Origin of the sequence: Pseudidiomarina insulisalsae (genome assembly GCF_003987065.1) — a bacterium.
Taxonomy (GTDB): Bacteria; Pseudomonadota; Gammaproteobacteria; order Enterobacterales; family Alteromonadaceae; genus Pseudidiomarina; species Pseudidiomarina insulisalsae.
The window spans coordinates 153,395-173,870 of the sequence record NZ_PIPY01000004.1 but is presented as its reverse complement, the minus strand read 5'-3'; the positions used below and the strand labels follow the sequence as shown (position 1 = coordinate 173,870).

At 47.4% G+C, this 20,476-nt stretch carries 14 protein-coding genes; 6 read left to right on the top strand and 8 right to left on the bottom strand.

The window, feature by feature from the left end:
* Positions 1 to 257: 257 nt before the first annotated feature.
* Complete coding sequence (locus CWI71_RS05045; protein WP_126754181.1) at positions 258 to 572, bottom strand: hypothetical protein; 315 nt, start codon at positions 570 to 572, stop codon at positions 258 to 260.
* 83 nt (positions 573 to 655) lie between these two features.
* Between CWI71_RS05045 and CWI71_RS05040 the strand changes: the two genes are divergently transcribed.
* A complete protein-coding gene (locus CWI71_RS05040) occupies positions 656 to 2,803 on the top strand; it encodes an AAA family ATPase (RefSeq protein WP_126754180.1) in 2,148 nt (715 codons plus the stop codon).
* Positions 2,804 to 2,824: 21 nt separating this feature from the next.
* Here the strand turns inward: CWI71_RS05040 and CWI71_RS05035 are convergent, their stop codons facing one another.
* The 4 genes from CWI71_RS05035 to CWI71_RS05020 all read right to left on the bottom strand — a co-directional run bounded on the left by CWI71_RS05035 (position 2,825) and on the right by CWI71_RS05020 (position 8,648).
* Positions 2,825 to 6,217, bottom strand: coding sequence for a TM0106 family RecB-like putative nuclease (locus CWI71_RS05035; protein WP_126754179.1), 3,393 nt, complete (start codon positions 6,215 to 6,217; stop codon positions 2,825 to 2,827).
* Between the two features lie 9 nt (positions 6,218 to 6,226).
* Positions 6,227 to 7,207: a hypothetical protein gene (locus tag CWI71_RS05030; RefSeq protein WP_126754178.1), complete on the bottom strand. Its 981-nt coding sequence runs from the start codon at positions 7,205 to 7,207 to the stop codon at positions 6,227 to 6,229.
* A gap of 154 nt (positions 7,208 to 7,361) precedes the next feature.
* Positions 7,362 to 7,700, bottom strand: coding sequence for a hypothetical protein (locus CWI71_RS05025; protein WP_126754177.1), 339 nt, complete (start codon positions 7,698 to 7,700; stop codon positions 7,362 to 7,364).
* Between the two features lie 30 nt (positions 7,701 to 7,730).
* Positions 7,731 to 8,648 (bottom strand): ADP-ribosylglycohydrolase family protein, encoded by a 918-nt coding sequence (locus CWI71_RS05020; protein WP_157981062.1) that lies wholly within the window; start codon positions 8,646 to 8,648, stop codon positions 7,731 to 7,733.
* Between the two features lie 113 nt (positions 8,649 to 8,761).
* Between CWI71_RS05020 and CWI71_RS05015 the strand changes: the two genes are divergently transcribed.
* The 5 genes from CWI71_RS05015 to CWI71_RS04995 are packed head-to-tail and all read left to right on the top strand — an operon-like array spanning position 8,762 to position 15,914.
* Complete coding sequence (locus CWI71_RS05015) at positions 8,762 to 9,703, top strand: hypothetical protein (RefSeq protein ID WP_126754175.1); 942 nt, start codon at positions 8,762 to 8,764, stop codon at positions 9,701 to 9,703.
* The gene (locus tag CWI71_RS05010) at positions 9,696 to 10,808 is read left to right on the top strand and encodes a helix-turn-helix transcriptional regulator (protein ID WP_157981061.1); all 1,113 of its coding nucleotides are present in this window, start codon (positions 9,696 to 9,698) and stop codon (positions 10,806 to 10,808) included. The genes CWI71_RS05015 and CWI71_RS05010 overlap by 8 nt, the downstream gene beginning before the upstream one ends.
* Positions 10,805 to 11,962, top strand: a complete 1,158-nt coding sequence (locus tag CWI71_RS05005) for an exonuclease SbcCD subunit D (RefSeq protein WP_126754173.1) — start codon at positions 10,805 to 10,807, stop codon at positions 11,960 to 11,962. The genes CWI71_RS05010 and CWI71_RS05005 overlap by 4 nt, the downstream gene beginning before the upstream one ends.
* A gap of 10 nt (positions 11,963 to 11,972) precedes the next feature.
* A complete protein-coding gene (locus CWI71_RS05000; RefSeq protein ID WP_126754172.1) occupies positions 11,973 to 15,041 on the top strand; it encodes an SbcC/MukB-like Walker B domain-containing protein in 3,069 nt (1,022 codons plus the stop codon).
* A gap of 54 nt (positions 15,042 to 15,095) precedes the next feature.
* Positions 15,096 to 15,914: a GIY-YIG nuclease family protein gene (locus CWI71_RS04995; RefSeq protein ID WP_126754171.1), complete on the top strand. Its 819-nt coding sequence runs from the start codon at positions 15,096 to 15,098 to the stop codon at positions 15,912 to 15,914.
* Between the two features lie 438 nt (positions 15,915 to 16,352).
* On the opposite strand, the gene CWI71_RS04990 is transcribed toward CWI71_RS04995, so the two are convergent.
* The 3 genes from CWI71_RS04990 to CWI71_RS04980 are packed head-to-tail and all read right to left on the bottom strand — an operon-like array spanning position 16,353 to position 20,304.
* Entirely contained in the window at positions 16,353 to 17,495 is a 1,143-nt protein-coding gene (locus CWI71_RS04990) for a vWA domain-containing protein (RefSeq protein ID WP_126754170.1), read from the bottom strand.
* A complete protein-coding gene (locus CWI71_RS04985; RefSeq protein ID WP_126754169.1) occupies positions 17,492 to 18,628 on the bottom strand; it encodes an ATP-binding protein in 1,137 nt (378 codons plus the stop codon). The genes CWI71_RS04990 and CWI71_RS04985 overlap by 4 nt, the downstream gene beginning before the upstream one ends.
* Entirely contained in the window at positions 18,625 to 20,304 is a 1,680-nt protein-coding gene (locus CWI71_RS04980; RefSeq protein ID WP_126754168.1) for a hypothetical protein, read from the bottom strand. The genes CWI71_RS04985 and CWI71_RS04980 overlap by 4 nt, the downstream gene beginning before the upstream one ends.
* Positions 20,305 to 20,476 lie beyond the last annotated feature (172 nt).

Here is a 20,476-nt window from a genome sequence, read left to right as displayed (position 1 = left end):
TCCCTCACGTCGCTTTATTTCGCTAAAAGTGCAATGAATTTCGAAGTTGCTGGTTAAAGCTCTTACTCATTCATAAACTATAGACGCGACAGAGCGTGACGCATAGGGTTGGGAAACTTTCCTTTGCAGCCGGTGAGAGTTTACCCCTGCCATTAACTTTCGAGAAAACATGCTTGAACGCTTCCAGCTCGTCTCTTGAGTCAGGAGCATTAACGGTTTGTGCGATCCGAATATCTTTTCGGAATCTAGATTTTTGTTTAAGAAGTTAGCTCAATAGCTTCGCGAAGAGTAAGACCTTTCGCCAACCATTTAGATGTTTGTTCGGCAGAAAAGCCCGCCCGGTACCAGCTAATAATTACTTGAGGTGAATTGATCCCGTACTGAACCCAAGCTCGAACATCCTCAGGAGCGAACCCGCTCGATCGTAATTGCTTTGCTGCGTATGGCTCCATACCAATGGTTCTCCATTCTTGGCGCTCTTGGTATGGAACACCGTCCCAAGGACTGGTTGTTGCACAACCGGTCATCAATAGTGCACTGGCAAGCGCAAAAGCAGGCATGTAGTACTTCATAAATCACTCCATTTTGTGGTTATTAAATTCCGTTTGAGCTTCACAAGGTCTTGATTTAAAAATTATTCTTGTGATGCGATTCAATGTTTAAGTTTACAGAAGTCGTTAGCTTTTTCAAACCCAGCCAGCTTGAAACGAGCTTGCCTGACGTATTGTGTCACACAGGCTGTATAGGATGCACCAATCGCAATATGAAAGGGAACGCTATGTCTACTTATCCTCGCTTCGCTCTGTCTGTAGCTCTGCCTGAACTGCCTATTGATACTTCAATAGCACGTCGTCACGGTTTTGAGCATGAATGGTTGCCGCTGAGCTTTTTCTGGTTGGCCCGATGCTTTCATCTCAGTGGTAACGACGAAACTAAAGAGGCTTTGCGTATGCGCGTGCAGCATTTAGTCCGCCTCTACGGTTTTCAGAAGGACCTACTTGACAAGCTCGTGGAGTTTGGCAACGACAGTACGGTCAATTGGGCGCCTCGAATCCCTGAAGTATTGGGTGCGCGGGCATTACAGAAGCAACTCGACTTAGATGAAAACGAATATCGCCTCATAGTGATGGCATTTTTCTGTTCAAACTCACGCTTGATAAGCGCGATGCTTGAGTTCATTGATCGTACCTTTTGCGACGAGTCACAGGCAGACATTATCTCGCAGATTATCGGAATCGATCACTCACTGTTCGATAAACTTAGTGGCGATGATTCGACAATAGTGCAAATGCACCTAACCGGACCGTCAGTATTCTCAATTGCGACTTCCCCCTGCGACCGCTTCCGAATGCACGAGGCTATTTCACATTGCATCATGACGTGTCGCTCTATTGACGATGATATGCTGGCGGGAGTACTGGTGCAGAGTACGCCAGCAAAACTGAGTATTGCCGACTATCAGCACCTCGGTGATGAGTTGCAGTTATTGCAAGCATGTATCGAGAGTGCCACGAATGATGGCAACCCGCTTTCGGTACTATTTGTCGGCGCACCAGGCTCGGGTAAAACCGAGTTAGCCAAAGCGTTATCGGCATCGGTAGGTGGAAAACTTTACGATGTGCCGGTAATTTGCCCAGATTCCAAGAAAGAAAATAATCAAAGCTACCGACTCGGCGAATACGTGCGCTTAGCCAATATGCTTGCCTGCTTGCCTACAAGTCATATTCTCTTCGATGAGGTCGAGGACGTTCTTAACGAACGCAAAAACGAGAACAAGCGTAAAGGCTGGATCAATCAAACATTAGAGCAGCGTAAAACAACCACGTTTTGGGTATGTAATACAGTTCACGAGTTTGATATGTCCTTTTTGCGCCGTTTCGATTACGTGTTGAAAATGCCCTCTCTTGACTATCGTAATCGCGTGAAAATGATGAACAGCGCCCTAGCTGAGCACGCTGTCAGTAGCGAACGAATTCATGCTATCGCTTCGCAACGCATCAGTACACCCGCCGAAGTTGAGCGAATCAAAAAATTAGCGGAGCGTACCAAAAGTAGCGGGCTCACCACTGAAAAGATGCTCGATTTATATTTTCCGTCTACACCGAATTGGTATAGTAATGAGCTCGGTAGCTTTGACCTGAGTTCTTGTCACGCGAGCGGTCAGTTGAAACTTGAATACATTGCTAACGAGTGTCAGCACGCTCGCAACATCCGTGTTCTTTTGCAAGGTGTTAGCGGCACCGGTAAATCCGCACTGGCTCGTTACCTCTGTTTCGAACGGAACCAAAGCACACGCTTCTTTCATGCGACTGATTTAATGAGTATCCCTGGCATGGAATTTACCGCAGCGATCGAAAGCATGTTCGAACATGCTGCGCGCCGTAACGAAATGATAGTTTTTGATGAAATCGACCAAGTGCTCATAGCGACAGAGCGCATGCTCACTAATCCAGAAATCTTTTATCGGTGGTTCGCAGAGCGCGTGCGCAACTTCGCTCCACCGCTGGTGATGACCGTCAGCAGTAGCCAATGTTTGCAGAACTATCGTTTGCTGAGCGATGCCTGTGACGTCACGCTCGAGCTTAAGCCCTGGAATCACCACCAATTGCAGCCATTCGCCAACCGCTTTGCTAAAGCCAACAACTTAACCCCTATTGCATTACCAAGCCATTGCAGTGCAACGCCGCAGCAGCTGATACAAGCACTACGCCAATGCCGCTTGCATGGCGATATGGCACGACTGCCAACGCTCCTTGATCATCGCCATAATAACGCCATCGGTTTTTTAGCCACGGTAGCTTAACGAAGGCGCACGACTGATAGGTCAGCGCCCTACCCGCCCTAACTCGGCTACCAACGAAGCCTTTTTCATCAGCGGGATGGATGTCGCACAGACATCTAACAAACGGGGTGAACCCACTACTATCGCCAACGCCTGCGCGCGAGAAACCGCGACATTGATGCGACGAATATCAAATAAGAAATCGAGTCCGCGCGGACTCTCATCCGGCGAGCTTGAGCAAAAACTAAAAATAACCACCGGCGCTTCCTGCCCCTGAAACTTGTCAACCGTTCCTACCCGTGCGCCTTTCGGCAAGCGTTGTTTGAGCCGCTGCACCTGTAAATTATAAGGTGTCACAATTAAAATAGCGTCGCTCGTTATAAGTTGTTGTTTGTCATTTTTGTCGGTGTAATGCGCCTGCAACAGCTGCTGATAGAGCTGCTGTATGTAGTCCGCTTCTTCGTCGCTGGCCACGGTATTACCATCGTGCTCAACCGGATGGAATTCGATGCCAGATTTCTTTTTGATAGTGTCATTAGAAGTAACGTCAATACGTTGGTTTTTATTGGCATCATCGGCTTCCAGACGGCCTTGATACACCATGCTACTAATAAAACCCAATACATCGTGATGCATACGATACGAGCGATTTAACAGTACGCCTTTGTCTTCAGGTACAACTTGCTCATGCTTCATCAGATAATCGAGCGCTGATAGACCTGAGTCCAAAGGATGTGTCGCCTGCGTTGGTTGGCCAAGTTGCATTTGATCGCCAAGGAGCACAATGTTACGCGTGCTTTGCGCCATCGCAATTACATTGGCTAAAGCAACTTGCCCCGCTTCATCAATGAACAAATAGTCGAGGGTGTTGGCCATATCTTTACGGGAAAATACCCATGCAGTGCCGCCCATTACTACATTGGGTCTAACAAATCTCACCGCTTTGGTATTTTGTTCGTAGGAGTCGACACCAAGAGCCTCTAGCTCCTCATCTAACTTACTCGTATAAAATGTGCAGGCGATGCCTTGCTCAGCGCAATACTCCGCAACCTTCTTTAAAAGGTTATTCAGCGCTTTATGGCTATTACTGGTAATGCCAATGGCCAGCTGGGGATAGTTGTGCATTAAATGCCCAATCACCCGTGCCGCCGTGTACGTTTTGCCAGTACCCGGTGGCCCTTGAACCGTCAAATAGCTGCGGTCGAGATGCTCCACCAGCTGCGCTATTTGTCCAACTCGTTCGTTCTGTGAGCAACGATTCGCACTCAGGGTGTCCAGTGCTTTGCTAAAACGAGGCGCAGCGCGCTTGATAATCTCAATCGCTACGTCATCAGGTAATGCTTTTTGTCTCACCACTTGCTCTGCAAGTTCGACTAAGCTTTTTTTCAGTGGCCCGGTTGGCACAAACTCCTGACTTACCAAAGTGAACTGATCGGGAGCTTGTTCGGCACCATTCCCAGTCATCTTTAGCTCAAACGTCTCGTCATCGAATAGCTCTGAAACCTTTCCCTTAACCGCACCACTTAGCTCAGGGAATTCCGGCATTTTTAATGCAAAACCAGCGCCCATACTCAACGACATTTCTTGCTCAGTGTTACAACGAATCCGTAATGAAACGTCTGATCGATCAAGTACATTGCAATCAATAATAACGTTGCGTTCTTCAATCAACTCTTCGTCAAACGCGTTAAGCCATTCAAAAAATTGCCACCATTTTGGTTTATCCTCGCGCGCGTGGAAATCGATAAGATACATCAATGTCTCGATTGCATACCGCTCTAGCTCGTCACTCTGCGCGTCGGCTAATTTTTGCAGCGCTTGTTTTGTCGCGAGATTGTCATCAGGCTTCTTTTCGCGTTCAGCAGCTCCTTCTTTATCTGCCACATCATGTGCTGCTTGTGCTATTTCACTACGATGCATAGCTTGTAAACCCCGCAACCACTGCGCCAACTCATAGGTCGAGTCGCAGTCATCTTTATTGTATAGCTCAATGGCATCAAGAATTGTTTTATCGCCCAGCTCTGTCCATTGCTGGTACGCTACAACTGCGTCACCGCCAAGACCAATCTCGGTATCGCGAGCATCGCGGTAAAACAGCTCGACCTTTTTAATTGAATACGACGGCTGGACAATAATAAGCGTACTCTTAACCACTTTATACAAATCGACAAACAGCTCGGCGCGTAACATTTCATCGAGTTCATTTTCATAGATGCCATAGCGCGCCACAAGGCGTTTTAGTGCGGTCATTTCATACGGTGCGTAATGATAAACTCGCATCTGCGGGTAACGCTGCCAGCGAGCCAGGGTGAGCTCAAAAAACTTGGCAAGCGCTTGCTTTTCTTCCTCCTGGTTATGCGCCCAATAGGCAATAAAATCTTGCTTGCCGTTATCATCAAATACGGTCATGCCCCACAAAAACTCAAGGCTACCTTCAGTTAATGGATCCCCCTCAAGGTCAAAATAGATATCACCGGAGCTAAAAGGTGCAAGCATAGAGAAGAGCTCTGGTTCATTGGGCTTCGGTGAGCGCAAACGGTATTGCGGCGTGCCGGCTTGTTCCGTCGCAATTTGCACTTGTGCTTGCTCGCGCAGCTTTTCGAGCGTTGCATTTGGAATTTTCACCTGAGACAGATCACTTAGCTCAGCGAGCTCATCTATCGTTAGAATACCTGCACTATTTAATTTAACGATTTGACTGCGGCGAATATTTGCCACTAACGACAAATGCCGCCGCTCAGCTAAGAGTGCTTCGGCAAATGTACTCCAGGAGCCGTACTCCCTGGATTCAAACGGATCAGGCATTGCGTCCTGGTCAAAGTTAGTGGCTGCCGCAATAAACTTCTCTTTTGTTACAGAAAAATAGGGCAAGTATTCGGCTGTCGGATAGCTTTCAAACGCACCACTTCCCAGTACAACGGTAACGGTATTGGGCATATGCCCCTGAATTTTTTCAAGCATCTGTGCATAGGCAACCAACTGCAGCAGATGCGTAACTTTCGCGGTTTTCGATAACTTGGTGTCCCATACTTCATAACTATGTTCGCCAAGATCACTGGGTGTGTTGACGCGCACCACAAAATCAGCGTAACCGGCAAACGGCTCATCCATAAGCGCTGCCTGGAAAATGATCTCGGCTCCTTCTTTCATTAACCGGACGGTTTCCTGATGTTGCTTTAGAAAGTCACTCCCAGGGCACAGCTTCTTCACATCAACAACATTTCGCCCTTCTTCATGCAACTGCTTGACCAACCCGAGCTCATGCGCTTCGCCGGCGTCTTGTAGCATTTTTAAGAACGCATCTTCAGGATCAGGTGTCGGAAACTCTCCCCCTGTCGCACGATGACAAAGCTTGCACCAACTTGCGAACGGACTGTCGTGGAACTCAGTTAAATCTGAAGGTGAGTAAAAAGTCTGTCCGTTGAGTTGGCGCATGGCGTTTCCTTATATTTGGCGTAACTGGCTAAGAAATTTGGCTTTAAAGTGCCCCGAGTTATTTATCTCTAAATCATACAAGTAAAGCTTACCCGAACAGCCAATATAGAAAATTTTATCGATTGCGCGCGGCGATACCGAATATTTTTCGGCAAGCTCGTAGACGAAATGTACCGCCTCTTCTTGAGAAACGTTGTCTTTACCAAGCATAGCGGCAACACCGCTAATCACGTGTGTATCAGGTTTCACAAAGCCCGGATGCCCTAAGTCAGCCAGAAAGCTACCTGCAAGCGCTGTTCCATATTGATGAATACCGGACTGAACATTGCGTACGAGTTTTTTAGCCGCTTGGGCGTTGCCGAGACACTCATTCATATCGGCCCATAAAGTGTCCGGATTAAATTCATAGTGCTCATGTAAATAAAGTAATCCGCTGTAGATACCGGTAAGCACTTTTGCCCAGTTATCATTGCCCAAAAAATGTTTAGCTACGGCTGCATTGGTGCGTTGACCACCGCGGAGGTTTTTCAGGCCTTCAATAGCGCGGCGATCGATTTCATCATAGTCAGCAGGATTAGTATCCGCAGCACGTTGCCAGCTTTCAATGTAGCAGTTATGATCAATCATCCGTTCGTAATCAAACTCACCCTCGAAAGGAAGTAAAACCCGCTTGGCCAAGGTTTTATTTGCCGAATTGCGACTGACAAATCCAACACCCTGTCGATTCAAATGAGTACGCACCATAACGCGAATCACACCCCGGATTGTTTGCGTAGGCTCAAACTTGAGTTTGTCGTTAACCGTTGAATAACTGCCTCGCGCTAACAAGTTTCGAATCTCGGACGCAGAACTTTCGGTCATTGGCATTGCAAAATTATTAGGGTCGAGATGTGAGTTGGTAATAAATTCAGCGGCGTTGCTCAAATCAGGATAGGTTTGTGCAATGCCATCGGCAATATGAGTTTGAAAAAGCGACGATAACTGATTCATATGAGATTCTCCCGTTAAATTAAGTCATCATTTATAAACTTCACGGCTAGCAGGTCACCAAACAGTGGTAAGCCCGAGCTCTCCTCGAGACAAGCTCAAGATCACATTTCGTCGCATTTGCTGATAACTTTACTATCCAACTTTTACTCATGATTTAATCCTTTATTCGTAATTTATTGCTATTGCGCTTCGCTAGCCATCCGCCCAACAAAGCACCCAGGCCCATAGCTTTCAGCGTTCCTGATTTATCCTGTTTGTAACTGAACGCAATGATGAGCGCTAGCTGTCCGCATATGTAACTTGCCAGTGGATGTCCAGGGGTTATAAAAAAGCCATAACAAATCAGGGACCATATAGGGTGATTCGTAAACATATAGCCATTTATGTAAATGATCCCGGCTATAAAAATAAAAACCCACTTTAAGACTTTAAAACCCAGCCAAAGCATTACTGCGGCGATCGCCAACTGCTGAATTAATCCTCCGAGTTCCATGGTTGCTCTCCTCGTGATTTTGTCAGAGCTTTAGCTGATCAGCTGCGCTCCCGTATAAGCGTGAAGCCAATCAGGACGTCTTGCAGGACGTGCGCTTTTTACATCGTGTAGCCACCGCTCTGGAATCTCCTTTGCTCCAGATCGCGCCCCTAGCAGCGCGCCGACAATGGCTGCGTTGGTATCTGTATCGCCCCCCTGTATCACGGTCGTGTGTACCGCCTCTCGCCAGGGAGTATCGTTGAATAAATGAAACAAGGCGTTCTGCAGCGCTAGGCGCACCCAGCCCATATTGATATAGAAATCGGAGACATTCTGGTGCTTCGCTTGCATGACGAGCTCACTGAGGCTACTCAGCTGATATGTTGAAACCAAGTGCTGTGCAGCTTCATGCAACTGTTCTCCTGAAAACGTTTCATCATGTACCAACATGTGACGAATTAGAGCTACAAACAGTTGATTTGCCTGGACACAAACTGGATTCGGATGTGTTAGCTCCGAATCTTGGCGCGCCCAGTTCACTGCGCTTGTTTCGTCGACTGAGTCGGAACGTAGTGCCAAAGCGCTGACACGCATCAACGCGCCGTTGGCCTCGCTTGAAGGGTTCGGATCGCCGGTGATACCACGTGATATGGTGAAGCCGCAATCAATAGGGGCACTATCGTACCAGTCGCGGTAATTCTTCAGGGCACGATCAGGATCGTAACCGATAAAATTTCCCCCGCTGTCATGCATTGAAGTCATCAGAGCAATGGCCATCTCACTATCATCTGTCAATTGACCACGCTCTGCGGTGGGAAATACAGGGCTTGCTATAAGCTCTGTAATACCATTTGGATATGCTTTAGCGATTGTCTCTTTGGTTTTGAATTCGACAATGCTCCCCAAAGCATCACCGACACATTGGCCCCAATAGCATCCCTGGCGCTTCTCTTGTATAGTCAATGACATAGTTCGATCCCCACTTTCGTTTTTTTTGTGTTTGGTAAGCGTACACGCATTGTGCGACATAATGTGTCATGCAAACTAATTAGGATAGGGACAGTTTAAAAAAGGAACAGCACATGTCGCCGATATATCTCGTCATTCAGCACAGTCCTCAGGTGGCTCCCGTACATTATGATTACACTGACGCCCAGCGAGCTCCCAATATTGACTTGATGATGCACGCGCTAACCTGGGTGATGCGTGTCAAAGGTGCAACGACATTGGAAAAAGTACAACTTTGGTTTCAAGACGAAACTGAAATGTACCTTGCGGAGCGCACAGCTCTAGGCTCGAATATTTGGTTATGTGAGCCCCGTGAAAAAAGTTCAGCCCCCAACTGGCAAAGGTTTGCTATCGTCACCGACGCAACCACTGCAATAGAAAAATACTGCGAATGGCGACTTAATTATCATTGCTCCGACTTAAGCCACGTCGACCTTACACAGTTGCGCGAATCTCTCGATACCGCGACTAAACAAATGACTGAATTAAATCTTCATTCCAAAGCCACCCAAATCGGCTTTTTTCGACATTACGGCAAATTAGAGCAGTTGCACCAGGCGGCAATAAAAGCGGAGTCCGCAACCAATCATGCCTCACGTCAAGTACGGTTTAACGGGACAATGCAAAAAGATATCCGCACAGCGATGCAACAACGCGAAGCTGTGCGTCAATATGAATCCAAGCTGATCACCCTGCGGGCCGAAGCTCGGTCAAGATTTAGTCGAAGTAAAAAAGATCCGAAAGTCTTAGAGCTACACCGCGCGTTCATGCAGACTGAGAATGAAGTAGCTAACTTGCGTAGTTCAATTGATGCGACCATCCATCGTTATCATTTGCATGATGTGGGCATAGAAAATACTCTTAAATCTTTAATCCGCAGGGAGAAAGAGCTGGCCACTTACGAAAAACAGCAGCAAAAGGCTGAGCAGCATTTTCGTGTCTACCGACAATGGCTACGCTTGCATTGTGCGGTGCAACGCACAGAAGAACTTGAAGAGGAGCATGCCCATGAATAAGTCATCTATTCTGTGGCGTATCGAGTGTATTAAACGGATCCTGGAACACGGGCCAATGTCTGCGCGAGAGATTACCGAAAAGCTATACCACGATTATGGCATCGAGAAAAACGAGCGCACGATTATCCGGGACTTAAACGACTCGTTAGGAAAAAATGGAATTCGTAAGCATGGCGAGCCTGCGCATCGCACAAAGCAAATGTGGACCGTGAGTACGGAGAAGCGAGACAGAACACGCCAACCACCGGACTTTAACGAACCAGCGGCATTAGCCACACTGCTCGCCGAGCGCCACCTGGAAGGAATTCGGCATCCCCAATTAATGACGAAACTTGAGCCATTGTTTAAGTATGCTCACGAGATGCTGGAACACAATGCTGAAAACCGTGGTTTGATTGCGAACTGGAACCGGTCCGTCGAATACACGCCCTCTGATCATCAACTACAAGCGCCTAAGATTGAGCCAAAGCTATTTGAACAATTATTGCGCGATGTGTTTAACCGCAGTGTTATCGACATCACTTACGTGCGTCACCAAGGTGATGAGCCTATTAAGCGTCGTGGCAATGCGCTCGGTATCGTCTATCGCGGACGTGTGCCCTACCTTGCCTTTCGCTATTTGAAGCGGAATCCAGACGATAAAGATTTCACTGCTTTTTTGCCCATTTCAAGAATACTTGGCGTTCAAGGGGTAGTCTCGGACTCACAGGAAGTTAAGGACTTCAACTTAGCTGAGGCAAAGGAGAAGCAATTCAACATGACCATCGGCGATGACTTCACACTCGAAATGCAAATTTTCGATTCGGTTCGCCGCGAAATTCAAGATGCGCATCTTGGTAAAAACCAAGTTATTCGCCCAATCGAAGGTCACCCCACTATTTTCTTACTGCAAGTCGACGTGCCCTACAACCAAAACCTGGTGAACTGGCTCATCGCCCGTTCGCCTTATTTAAAAGTACTTGGCCCCAAACCGTTCCGCCGCATGTTTTATCGTGACATTAAACGCGCAGCAGCTATTGACGATGCTGAGTTTTTAACCGTACCACCGCGTGAAGAAAAGACGTTTGTGTCGTTTGAAGAAGAAGAAAAGAGACATTCATCATGAAGCTGTTACATACCTCGGATTGGCATTTGGGCCGTATTTTCAATCAACAGTCATTGTTAGATGATCAGGCTCATATACTTAAACAGATTATCGACTACGCAAAGGTTCATGAGGTTGATGCAGTCATTGTCGCAGGCGACATTTACGACCGCGCCCTGCCCTCGGCTGATGCAGTAAGCCTATTGGATCGGACTCTTACTAGCCTTATTCGCGAATTATCAATTCCCGTGGTGATGATTTCCGGCAACCACGATGGTGCTCAGCGATTGGGATTCGGTTCAGAGCTGCTGAAACATTCAGGCCTACACCTGTTTACTTCATTCGCGCAGTTGTTACAACCAGTTCAACTTGAGGCTTCCTCCGGACAGGTCAATATTTGGGGAATCCCATATTGTGACCCCGAAACTGTCAACGATTTCTTTAAAGTAAAAACCACTGACCACCAAAGCGCCCAAGAGCACGTCACAGGAGTCCTGCAAGAGCATATTGCGGCAAATTTTGACGGTAGCGCGGCTCACGTAGTCGTCAGCCACAGCTTTATTGCCGGAGCTGATACCAGCGAGTCAGAACGACCGCTTAGTATTGGTGGCGCTGAGTGTGTTGATGCCAATTTATTTAAAGATTTCGCATACACCGCATTGGGCCATCTACACCAAGCGCAATTCCGTGGTTATGCTCATGTGCGTTACAGTGGCTCACCATTGAAATACAGTTTTTCAGAAGTAAAACAAAAGAAGTCTGTCACTCTAGTAACTATTGCTGATGATAAATCAGTGACAACCGAACTACTCCCCCTACGCGCCATCCGCGATGTGCGCGTGCTCGAAGGCAAGTTTGATCAGCTTCTGGGTCAGGGCAAAGATGATCCAGCAGCCGATGATTATCTGCAGATTAAACTGACCGACAAAGAGGCTATTTTGGATCCTCTGGCGCGTTTACGAACCGTCTACCCAAACATTTTGGATCTCACTAAAGTAGCGTTAGAACGTGAGGCCACAACGAATAAACGAACACGAGAGCAACTCGGGCGCCAACCGATTGAAATCATCAACGACTTCTACAAAGAGATGACCAGTGATAGCTTATCTGAAGAACAAACAAAGCTGCTTACCGACATTTTGAGTGAACTCAACAAAGCCACCGACGACGCATAAGGAACTGCCGATGAAACCGCTTTATTTGGCCATGACGGCTTTTGGCCCTTTCGCCACCATGGAAACGGTGAACTTTGATGACTTAGGCGAGCATCCGTTGTTTTTAATTAATGGTCCCACGGGCGCGGGTAAAACCACTCTGCTTGATGCCATGAATTTTGCGCTGTATGGCAGCTCAACCGGTGATCGCAAAGGCGAATCAATGCGCTGTCATCATGCGAACGACGCCACCGAAACCGAAGTGAAATTTATTTTTGCGTTGGGTAATGCCATCTATCGAGTGGATCGCAAGCCAACCCAAACCACCTTAGCAAAACGAGGCGATGGGTTTGCAAAACGCCAAGCCTCAGCACAGCTCTACAAAATAATTGCTCAGAATGGCTCGCCAGAAGAGTGGGAAACCGAACTTCTGGAGAGCTCAGTTACTGACGTCACCAAGCGAGTAAATGAGCTTATTGGTCTTAACGATGCACAGTTTCGCCAGGTTGTAGTTCTGCCACAGGGGCGTTTTCGCGAATTGCTGACAGCAAAATCCGAAGATCGTGAATCTATTCTTGCCAGTCTCTTCAACACCGCAGAGTTCCGTCGTATTGAAGAAGCAGTGCGTGAGCGCGCGCAACGGATCAACAATGAATACCATGCACTCAAAAATCAGTTAAAGACTCAGCTCGAAAATGCGGGTTATCAGTCGATTGAGTTGGCACAAGAGAAGCTCAAAGCAGACGAAGAGCCGATTGCAGAAACGCTAAAGGAACTAAATCAGTTAAAAGCAACACGCGAACAAGCCCAAAAAGATCTCACGCAAGCAGAAGAGCTTACTAAGCGCTTCGAGAGCCTGGCTGCCAGCAAACAAAAACTAACAGCACTCAGTGAACAAGCTGAAGCAGTCGCAGCCGCTGAGAAACAACTCAATGAACATGATGCCGCGAAGCGAATTCAGCCTGAATGGTTAGAATTTAGTCGTGCCCGTGAAGCCCTAAGCGCCCGTGAGAAAGCTTTGCAACAAGCAAAGGAGCAGAATGAACAAGCGCAGCTAGTCCAGCAACAGGCAATAGCTGAGTTGGCGAAGCACAAAGATACTCCAGCCCAGATCGATAAACTGAAACTTGCCATAGACCGCTTCGCAAAACAGCTAGAAGACCTGGAGAATGTCAACGCGACACTGCAAGAGCTCGAGTTAAAAACGCATGCTCGTAATAGTGCACAGGAAAAAAAAGCGGCGATCGCTACCGCGCTTGAACACACCACTGACGCGATTACCGGTACCAAAGTTGAACTTACCGAATTAAATAAAGCAGTGCAGCAACACCAAAACACGGAAGCCAAGCGCGAACAACTGCAATCGCAACTCCAGCGTTTACAGCAGCGCGACTCGCTGCAACGACGTATCGAAACTGAAGAAGGTGCAGTCCGCGAAGCAAAAACCCCTTTAGAGGAAGCAAAACAAACCTTGGCCGATGCACGTATTGCAAGTCAACAATTGCGTCTTCGTTGGCATCAAGAGCAAGCTATTTCACTAGCACATGAGCTTAACCCCGGTGAGCCCTGCCCTGTTTGCGGCAGTAAGGAACACCCTGCTCCTGCTCATTCGGCGCAAGAAGGTCAACTCGTAACCCAAGAACAGCTAGAGACAGCTGATGCTCAAGTCACACAATGCAACAGCAAACTCGAAAAGTTACGTTTAAAAGTGAATGCGGCAGAAGCAACACTTGCGAGTTCACAGCACCAGCTTAAGACACACCTACAGGAACTTGGTGACCTAGCTAAAAAATCTGCTGATTCGATTCAACAAGATTTGACCAATCTCGCTGATCTGGAAAAGCAGCAAGAGCAACAGAAAAAAGCCCTTGCTGAAATGAATACACGTTTAGAACAGTTGACGGTGAAAGAAAAGAAACACCGCGAACAAGCTACACAATTTAATGATGAATTACATGCTGCTGAATCCGCTGTTAAAGCACTTGAGTCGCGTCTCGATACAATCGATTCTGATAAAACTTTACGCACGCTGTCTGTTGACGAAATCGAAACTCAACGGAACACGAGGCGGCAGCAAATCGATCAATTACAAACCGAGCATGAGTCAGCGCTTCAGCGGAAGGCAAAGGCTGAGAGTCAGTTGGCATCTGCAAAAAATGCTCATGAAACAAGTATAAAAGAAGAAGAAGCCGCTCGCGCGAGTTTGCAGGCTGCCGAAAAAGCCTGGAGTGGGAAATTGGTGGAGTCAAAATTTATCGACAGTGAAGCATTTTCTGAAGCGCTACTTGATAGCGAGCTTGAAGCTCAGCTCAAACAACAAGTGAGCGAACACCGCGAACAACTCATTCAGGTAAACACAGCCATTGAACAGGATGAGCAAGCAATTGGTGATCAGACGAAACCCGACCTAAGCGTCTTGCTCGCAAAAGTTGATGAATTGAAACAGAATGAGTCAAGTGTCGACCATATTCTGCAAAGCATGCGCAGCAAGCAAGAACAGCTACGCAACATGATCGAGGGATACCAAAAGCTCGTCACACAATCAGCGGAACTAGAACATGAATACCGCGTCATCGGAATGCTGGCAAAGACACTGAATGGAGACAATGAATTACGCATGAGTCTGCATCGTTTCGTGTTGGCAGTTCTGCTTGATGATGTATTGCACGAGGCCTCGGTGCGGTTGGAACAAATGACCAATAATCGTTATCGCCTGGTACGCCGTGAAACTGCCGGAGATCGCCGCCAGCATGGCGGACTCGACCTGATGGTCGACGACACCTTTACCGGCCAAGAGCGCGAAGTAAATACCTTGTCCGGCGGTGAGAGCTTTATGGCCGCACTCGCCCTTGCCCTTGGCATGTCAGACGTCGTGCAGAGCTATTCCGGCGGCATCCGCATCGATACCCTGTTCATTGACGAGGGGTTTGGCAGTCTGGACAGCGAAGCTCTCGACCTCGCCATCAACGTGCTGGCGAACCTTCGTGCGAGCGGCCGCACCATAGGTATCATTTCGCACGTCAGCGAATTGAAACTGCGTATTTCGAAACGCATTGATGTGGTGCGTGGAGTTGGCGGGAGTACGTTGCGGGTTGGATAAATTAACTAAAAAGGAGTCCGGGGTTTTGTTGACCACTACACTTGGAGATTTACAATGCTTCGTTACTATGTATATCAACTAATTGATCCGCGTGATTTGTCTGTTTTTTATGTTGGAGAAGGTCAAGATCAACGTGTTCACGCCCATCTTAATGAGTATGATACGTTAATTGCTAATCGTCAAAAACTTAAACACCCAAAGCATAATAAAATTAATGAGTTAATTGAATCCGGTTATAAACCGATATGTATAGTTATAGGCCGTTATAAAACAAAAGCTGAAGCATTAGCAGTTGAAGCCACTTTGATAAACTGGGTTTATGGCCACTCAGAACTTACAAACTTGAATCGTGGTCACGGGCATGAAAATATCCGTATTAAAGGCAGTCATGAAGGGAATTTTGACCTAGACCCACCCATACCGGGTGATGGTCGAGCCGCTGAAATGAAGCGAGAGTATCTGCGTCATGCTGGAACGGTCTCAACTATTGACTACATAAGAGAGTCAATGCGAACCTTAGGTTACCTGGTTTTTGAAAGTGATAGTCGAGAGTATGATTCTCGCTATTTTCCAACCTTTGCCAACGGTGAATATGGTTTTATTTGTCACGTGTCAGGAATTGATTTCATTATCAAGTCTCGCGAAAATAACTTGTTTAATATTTGCTTAGCCAATACACCGTCAACTAATGCTAATATCAATAAAATCAAGGCATTTAAACCTAGTTTAGAAATCAGAGATGCAAACAATAGTTTAGTTAATGGGTTACCACGGTTTCGCGGAATGAAATACCCTCGTAACATACCAATCGAGAACTTTGATGAGTTTATGGAATGGTTTAAACCAATCGCCGATCACCTAAGTCGACAATAGTAAGAAGGAAAACAGAATTAAGCATAGAGCGTTGGGTATATAACTAGTTACTAAAAAAATTTAGTTGAAATGGGCTTGCTACATGGAAATGAACACTACGCCCGGTTTTTTAGTTTTCCTGTCCCCCTCTGGCAGGATAGTTGACACTACTTAAAAATTAACCAGTTGGGGCGTTAAGGCTTAATTGTGCCACGCTATTCAGAAGAACGTAAGCAAACCATACTCAATAAAATGATGCCACCGTTAAACATGACCATTGCCGAAATTGACGGGCCCCCATTATTAGAACCACTCGAGAAATGAATTGAGCTGTTCAATTTTCAATGGATGCCACGAACTGCAAGGGTGTGGGAGCTAGATCAATAGCTTCCACGCTCTTTAAACGCACATCAACCCCGAGATCGGTAAATTCCGCCGGTCCCCGCTGCTCTACTAGCTCTAATTCATCCTTATAGATTCACCACTGTCCATTTCTTCCATCCCATCGCTCGTGAGCACCCATAACACTGGCACATCAGCATTATTGACCGGGTCACACGCATAGCCGTCCGTGAAATAAATAAGAGCGGCCGTCGGATGGTGTTGCACGTAGTCAAATACAGGTTGGAAACGAGTACCGCCAAAGCCAGAAAATTCGAAGTTGTTCGCGTTTAAAGGCCGCTCAGGCGTGTAAGTTGCTACATTCACAATGCGAGTATCGCACTGCAAAACTGTAATCTCGTAACGTTGGTAGCTATTAAGCAGGTAGTTAAGTTGCGCCAGGAACTTACCAAAATCCTGGGCACAGCTACCGCTGGTATCGATTGCTATCGTGAGCTCAATGAACTTAATCCGCTGACGTGGCAAATATAAACCTCGGTGTATATGACGCCGTGAGGGTGGATACCATTCACGCTCGCCGCTTGCCTGAGTCTGTACGAAGCGCGCCAATAATTGCTGCCAGGGTATACTTCGGGTTATTGCGGCTTTCAACCGTCGACGCAAACTACCGGGCAAACTTCCCGCATGGGCGCTTGTTTTCATCGATTGCACCAACATTTCGCGCCATTGTTGAGCAACTAACGGATCTAAAGGCAGGTGCTGATCAAATGTGCCTAAAAGGCTGAGCGCTTTTGGTTCATTGTTCTTTTTGAGTAGCGCATAGATGTCCTCAGCACTTAAATGATTCCATTCTTCATTGTGAAGTGCCGTTTCAGGTACAAAACCAAGCAGGTCGCCGCAGATAGCGTTCACTTCGTAGTCGATAGCACGATTCCAGCGCTGATGGTCACGTCCAAACCGTCGTCGCAGGTGGCCCATGACACAGTGCCAAACTTCGTGGCAAAGCACGAATTGTCGGGTGCGGGCATCAAGTCCAGCTGTGAATGCGGCATCAAAGTAAAGGGTGCGGCCATCCGTAGCCGCTGTGGTTATACGAGGATCCGTCCGCGCACTATCCTCACTGCCGTTCACCACTACAATGGCCAGACGCATGGCCAGCCCAGCCGTAAACGGTTGGCGTAACAGCAGCGCACTACGATCCCGATGTAACAAACACTCAAGCTCATGTATCGTCACATTTCTGTGTGTTTGGGAAGTCATACTAAAGTTTCCAGTACCGAGCCAAACTCCATGCCATGTTGCTCGATCCAGGCACCATAATCAGGATGGCCAAAAATCAAGGCCGCACGTTGCTCATGCAACCGTTCCCCATCGCCGCTATAAGAGTCATCACGCATTACATCCAGCATTAGCATGGTGGCGAAATCTGAATTCAGTTGACGGGTAATCTTGAACAGAATATCCAGCCGCTTTTGATAGTTGCGCTTGTTGGCAAGCCAAAGATGAAAACTTACTGAAGTACAAAAAGCATAAAGCGTGTCATTACTTGTGGGGACTTCTACGGGCACTTCGCCGCGCAGCATGGCAGGCACATCAGGTAAATCTTCGGTACTCTCACAGTAGGCGAAGAATGCAGCTGCCGCGCCAGGACCAATCAAGCCATTAATTACGATGCGTTGCTGTTGCTTGTTTAGATCCATGCGTTGAGCCTGGGAATACATCAGTGCGGCTCGCTCCCACGAGCGGGGACTTGGCCAACCGTAGTCCGTCTCAGTAGTGTCGGTCAGGTTGAAAAAATGCTCTGGCGCAAATTTTAAAAAGCCGATAATTAGTGGGTCGATACCTTTTTGTCGTGCCCAGACACACCATTGTTCAATGTCAGGCTCAAGAGTGAGGTGGCAGAAACGGTTGGCCAGTGCACTTGAAAAACTGTGCGCTATTGCACGATCACCTATACGGTTACCCGCTCCCATCACTAACCAGCCTTTCGGTAGCGTATACAAATCACCCAGACGACGATCCAGAATAATCTCGTACGCCGCCGCCTGTAAGGTCCGATCGGCAGCACTTAACTCGTCAAACAGAATAATGCCGCGGCTATCTGGATCTCGTGGCCATTCACTTGCCAGCAGCCACTCGACATGATTTTCTTTAGGAACCGGCAAGCCCCGGAGATCGACCGGCTCGCGTTGCGCCAGGCGAATGTCAATAAATTCAATCCCCAGTTTCTGGCAAAGCTCCCGAATTACAGTACTCTTCCCTACGCCTGGAGCACCCCACAGCATCAACGGAGGAATTGTTTGTGCCAATTCAGGTTGCTCCCAAAGTAATTCTAATTGCGCGCGAATAATCGTTTGCACGTCGCGCGGAGTGCTTGGATATAAATCGTTCATGCTGTTGCACCTTCCTTACTTGATGGCTGTTTACCGCGATGACCCGACGGGCCCGACAAAGCCAGGTGAATAAATACGGCTTTACTTTTTGGGTGCTGATTCGCAAGACGTAACGCGACCTTCCGTGTTAGAAAGGGCTCCTGTTCTATAAGTTTGTCTACAGCAGTTCGGAAAAGGTCAGGAACGGAACTCAATAAAATATATTCAATCGCCATTGTCTTAGTACTTGCGCCCAGGCGCGGTATGGCCAACAACAAGAGTTTTATACCTTTAATAATAAGCGGCTGGCCCCAGTTAAAGTAAATATCAATAAATATCGAGTGTTGTGGCGATGTCGGTTTCAGTTGTTTTAGTGCGTACTCGAGCAATTCTTCACTACGGTGGTCCAGACACTCACGAATCAGCGCGTAAATCGCCTCGCCTTTTTGGTCGGTGCCGCTAAAATGCTCAAGGTAGTAATTGTTGATACGGACAAACTGTCCATTTTTATTGGCAGCGAGCGAAGCCCGTCGTAAGTAGTTCCAAAGTCGAACATCAGCGCGCCAGCCTTCAATATGTAAATCAGCCGGAAAAGGATGTGAAGTGCGCGGCGGAAGCATGTTACGACGTATTTCAAATAACTCATCAAGATGAATGCCCTTTTCGTAACTTTCAGCCAGTAAACTTAGTATTTGAATTCCGTAATAGCGCGATTTCGGACGCCGGCAGCGGCGGACTGCGGCCATGCAGGTTTCAACAAGCTCGACATCCGGTTGTTCGCTCGATGGGTCATTAAGTCGCTGCTTGAGATCAGACAACGTAGATTCGTTGATATCAGGAATAACGCCATCAGCAAACCAATTGGTTGCCTGGTTAACTACTCGCATCGTGTTGGGAACATGTACTTCCTCGATATGGCAAACGCCCGCCACATGAAGCGCTTGCGCCATTTCAACAGAAAGTCGCCGAATGGTGCATCCTGCCAACGCTATCCGATACCAAGCGCCTGTGAATTTCAGCCGATTACGTCCACAACGGCTAATCTTTGCATATGCCTTCGTAGGTTCGGTACCCAGTTTATTTATCAGCTCAAGTTTAGGGCATTGAGTTGCCAGCAGCCGTGCAGGTAACTGTTTATCCCGACTGTTCATATGAATTTGTTGTATTTCAGCCAGGTCGGTAACGACAACTTCAGCATTGGTCTCAATTTGTAAAATTGTAAGACTTGTGGCTTTAAGGCTCTTGCTCGACTCAGGCGAATAAAGCACCAGTAGTGCATCCTTGCACAGAAGCTCAACCTCCTGTCGATACTGGCTTAATGATTGAACGGGCAGGAGCATGACTGTTTCATATCGGCGAGAACTCCCAAACTCACCTTTTTCCCAACAGAAGTCGATGTGATGTACGGGACCCTCGACTAGCAGTGGTTTTAAACGTCCGCGTGCATCTAAGTGGATGACCAATGGCAAATTCTGAGGATTTTTAATACGACGTAGATTTGGCGCTCGGTTGATTGTCAGATGACGCTCATGAGTCGCCACTGCCTTTGGGGCTGAAACGTCATTCTGGTTTTGGAGTTCAAGGCACTGCAATTGCTCACATTCGCTCACCTCTAACCAAACTAACTGGGGGTCGCTAATCGTCAGGTGTTCATCATGACTGCTCGCCACTCGAAGTCCATACGTCTTGTCTTGCATAATCGTCCTCTATGTCCAGTCTCTTAACCATCAGGAACAATCACTTATTATGCTCACTTGTGTGACATATCGTGTCTTTCAGATCCTGTGGATGAGAGATTTTATGCGTTCTGTTTATCTGAGCACTTTTGAGGGAGACCAAGCCAGCAACGCCCTCTACGAGTAACTGAGA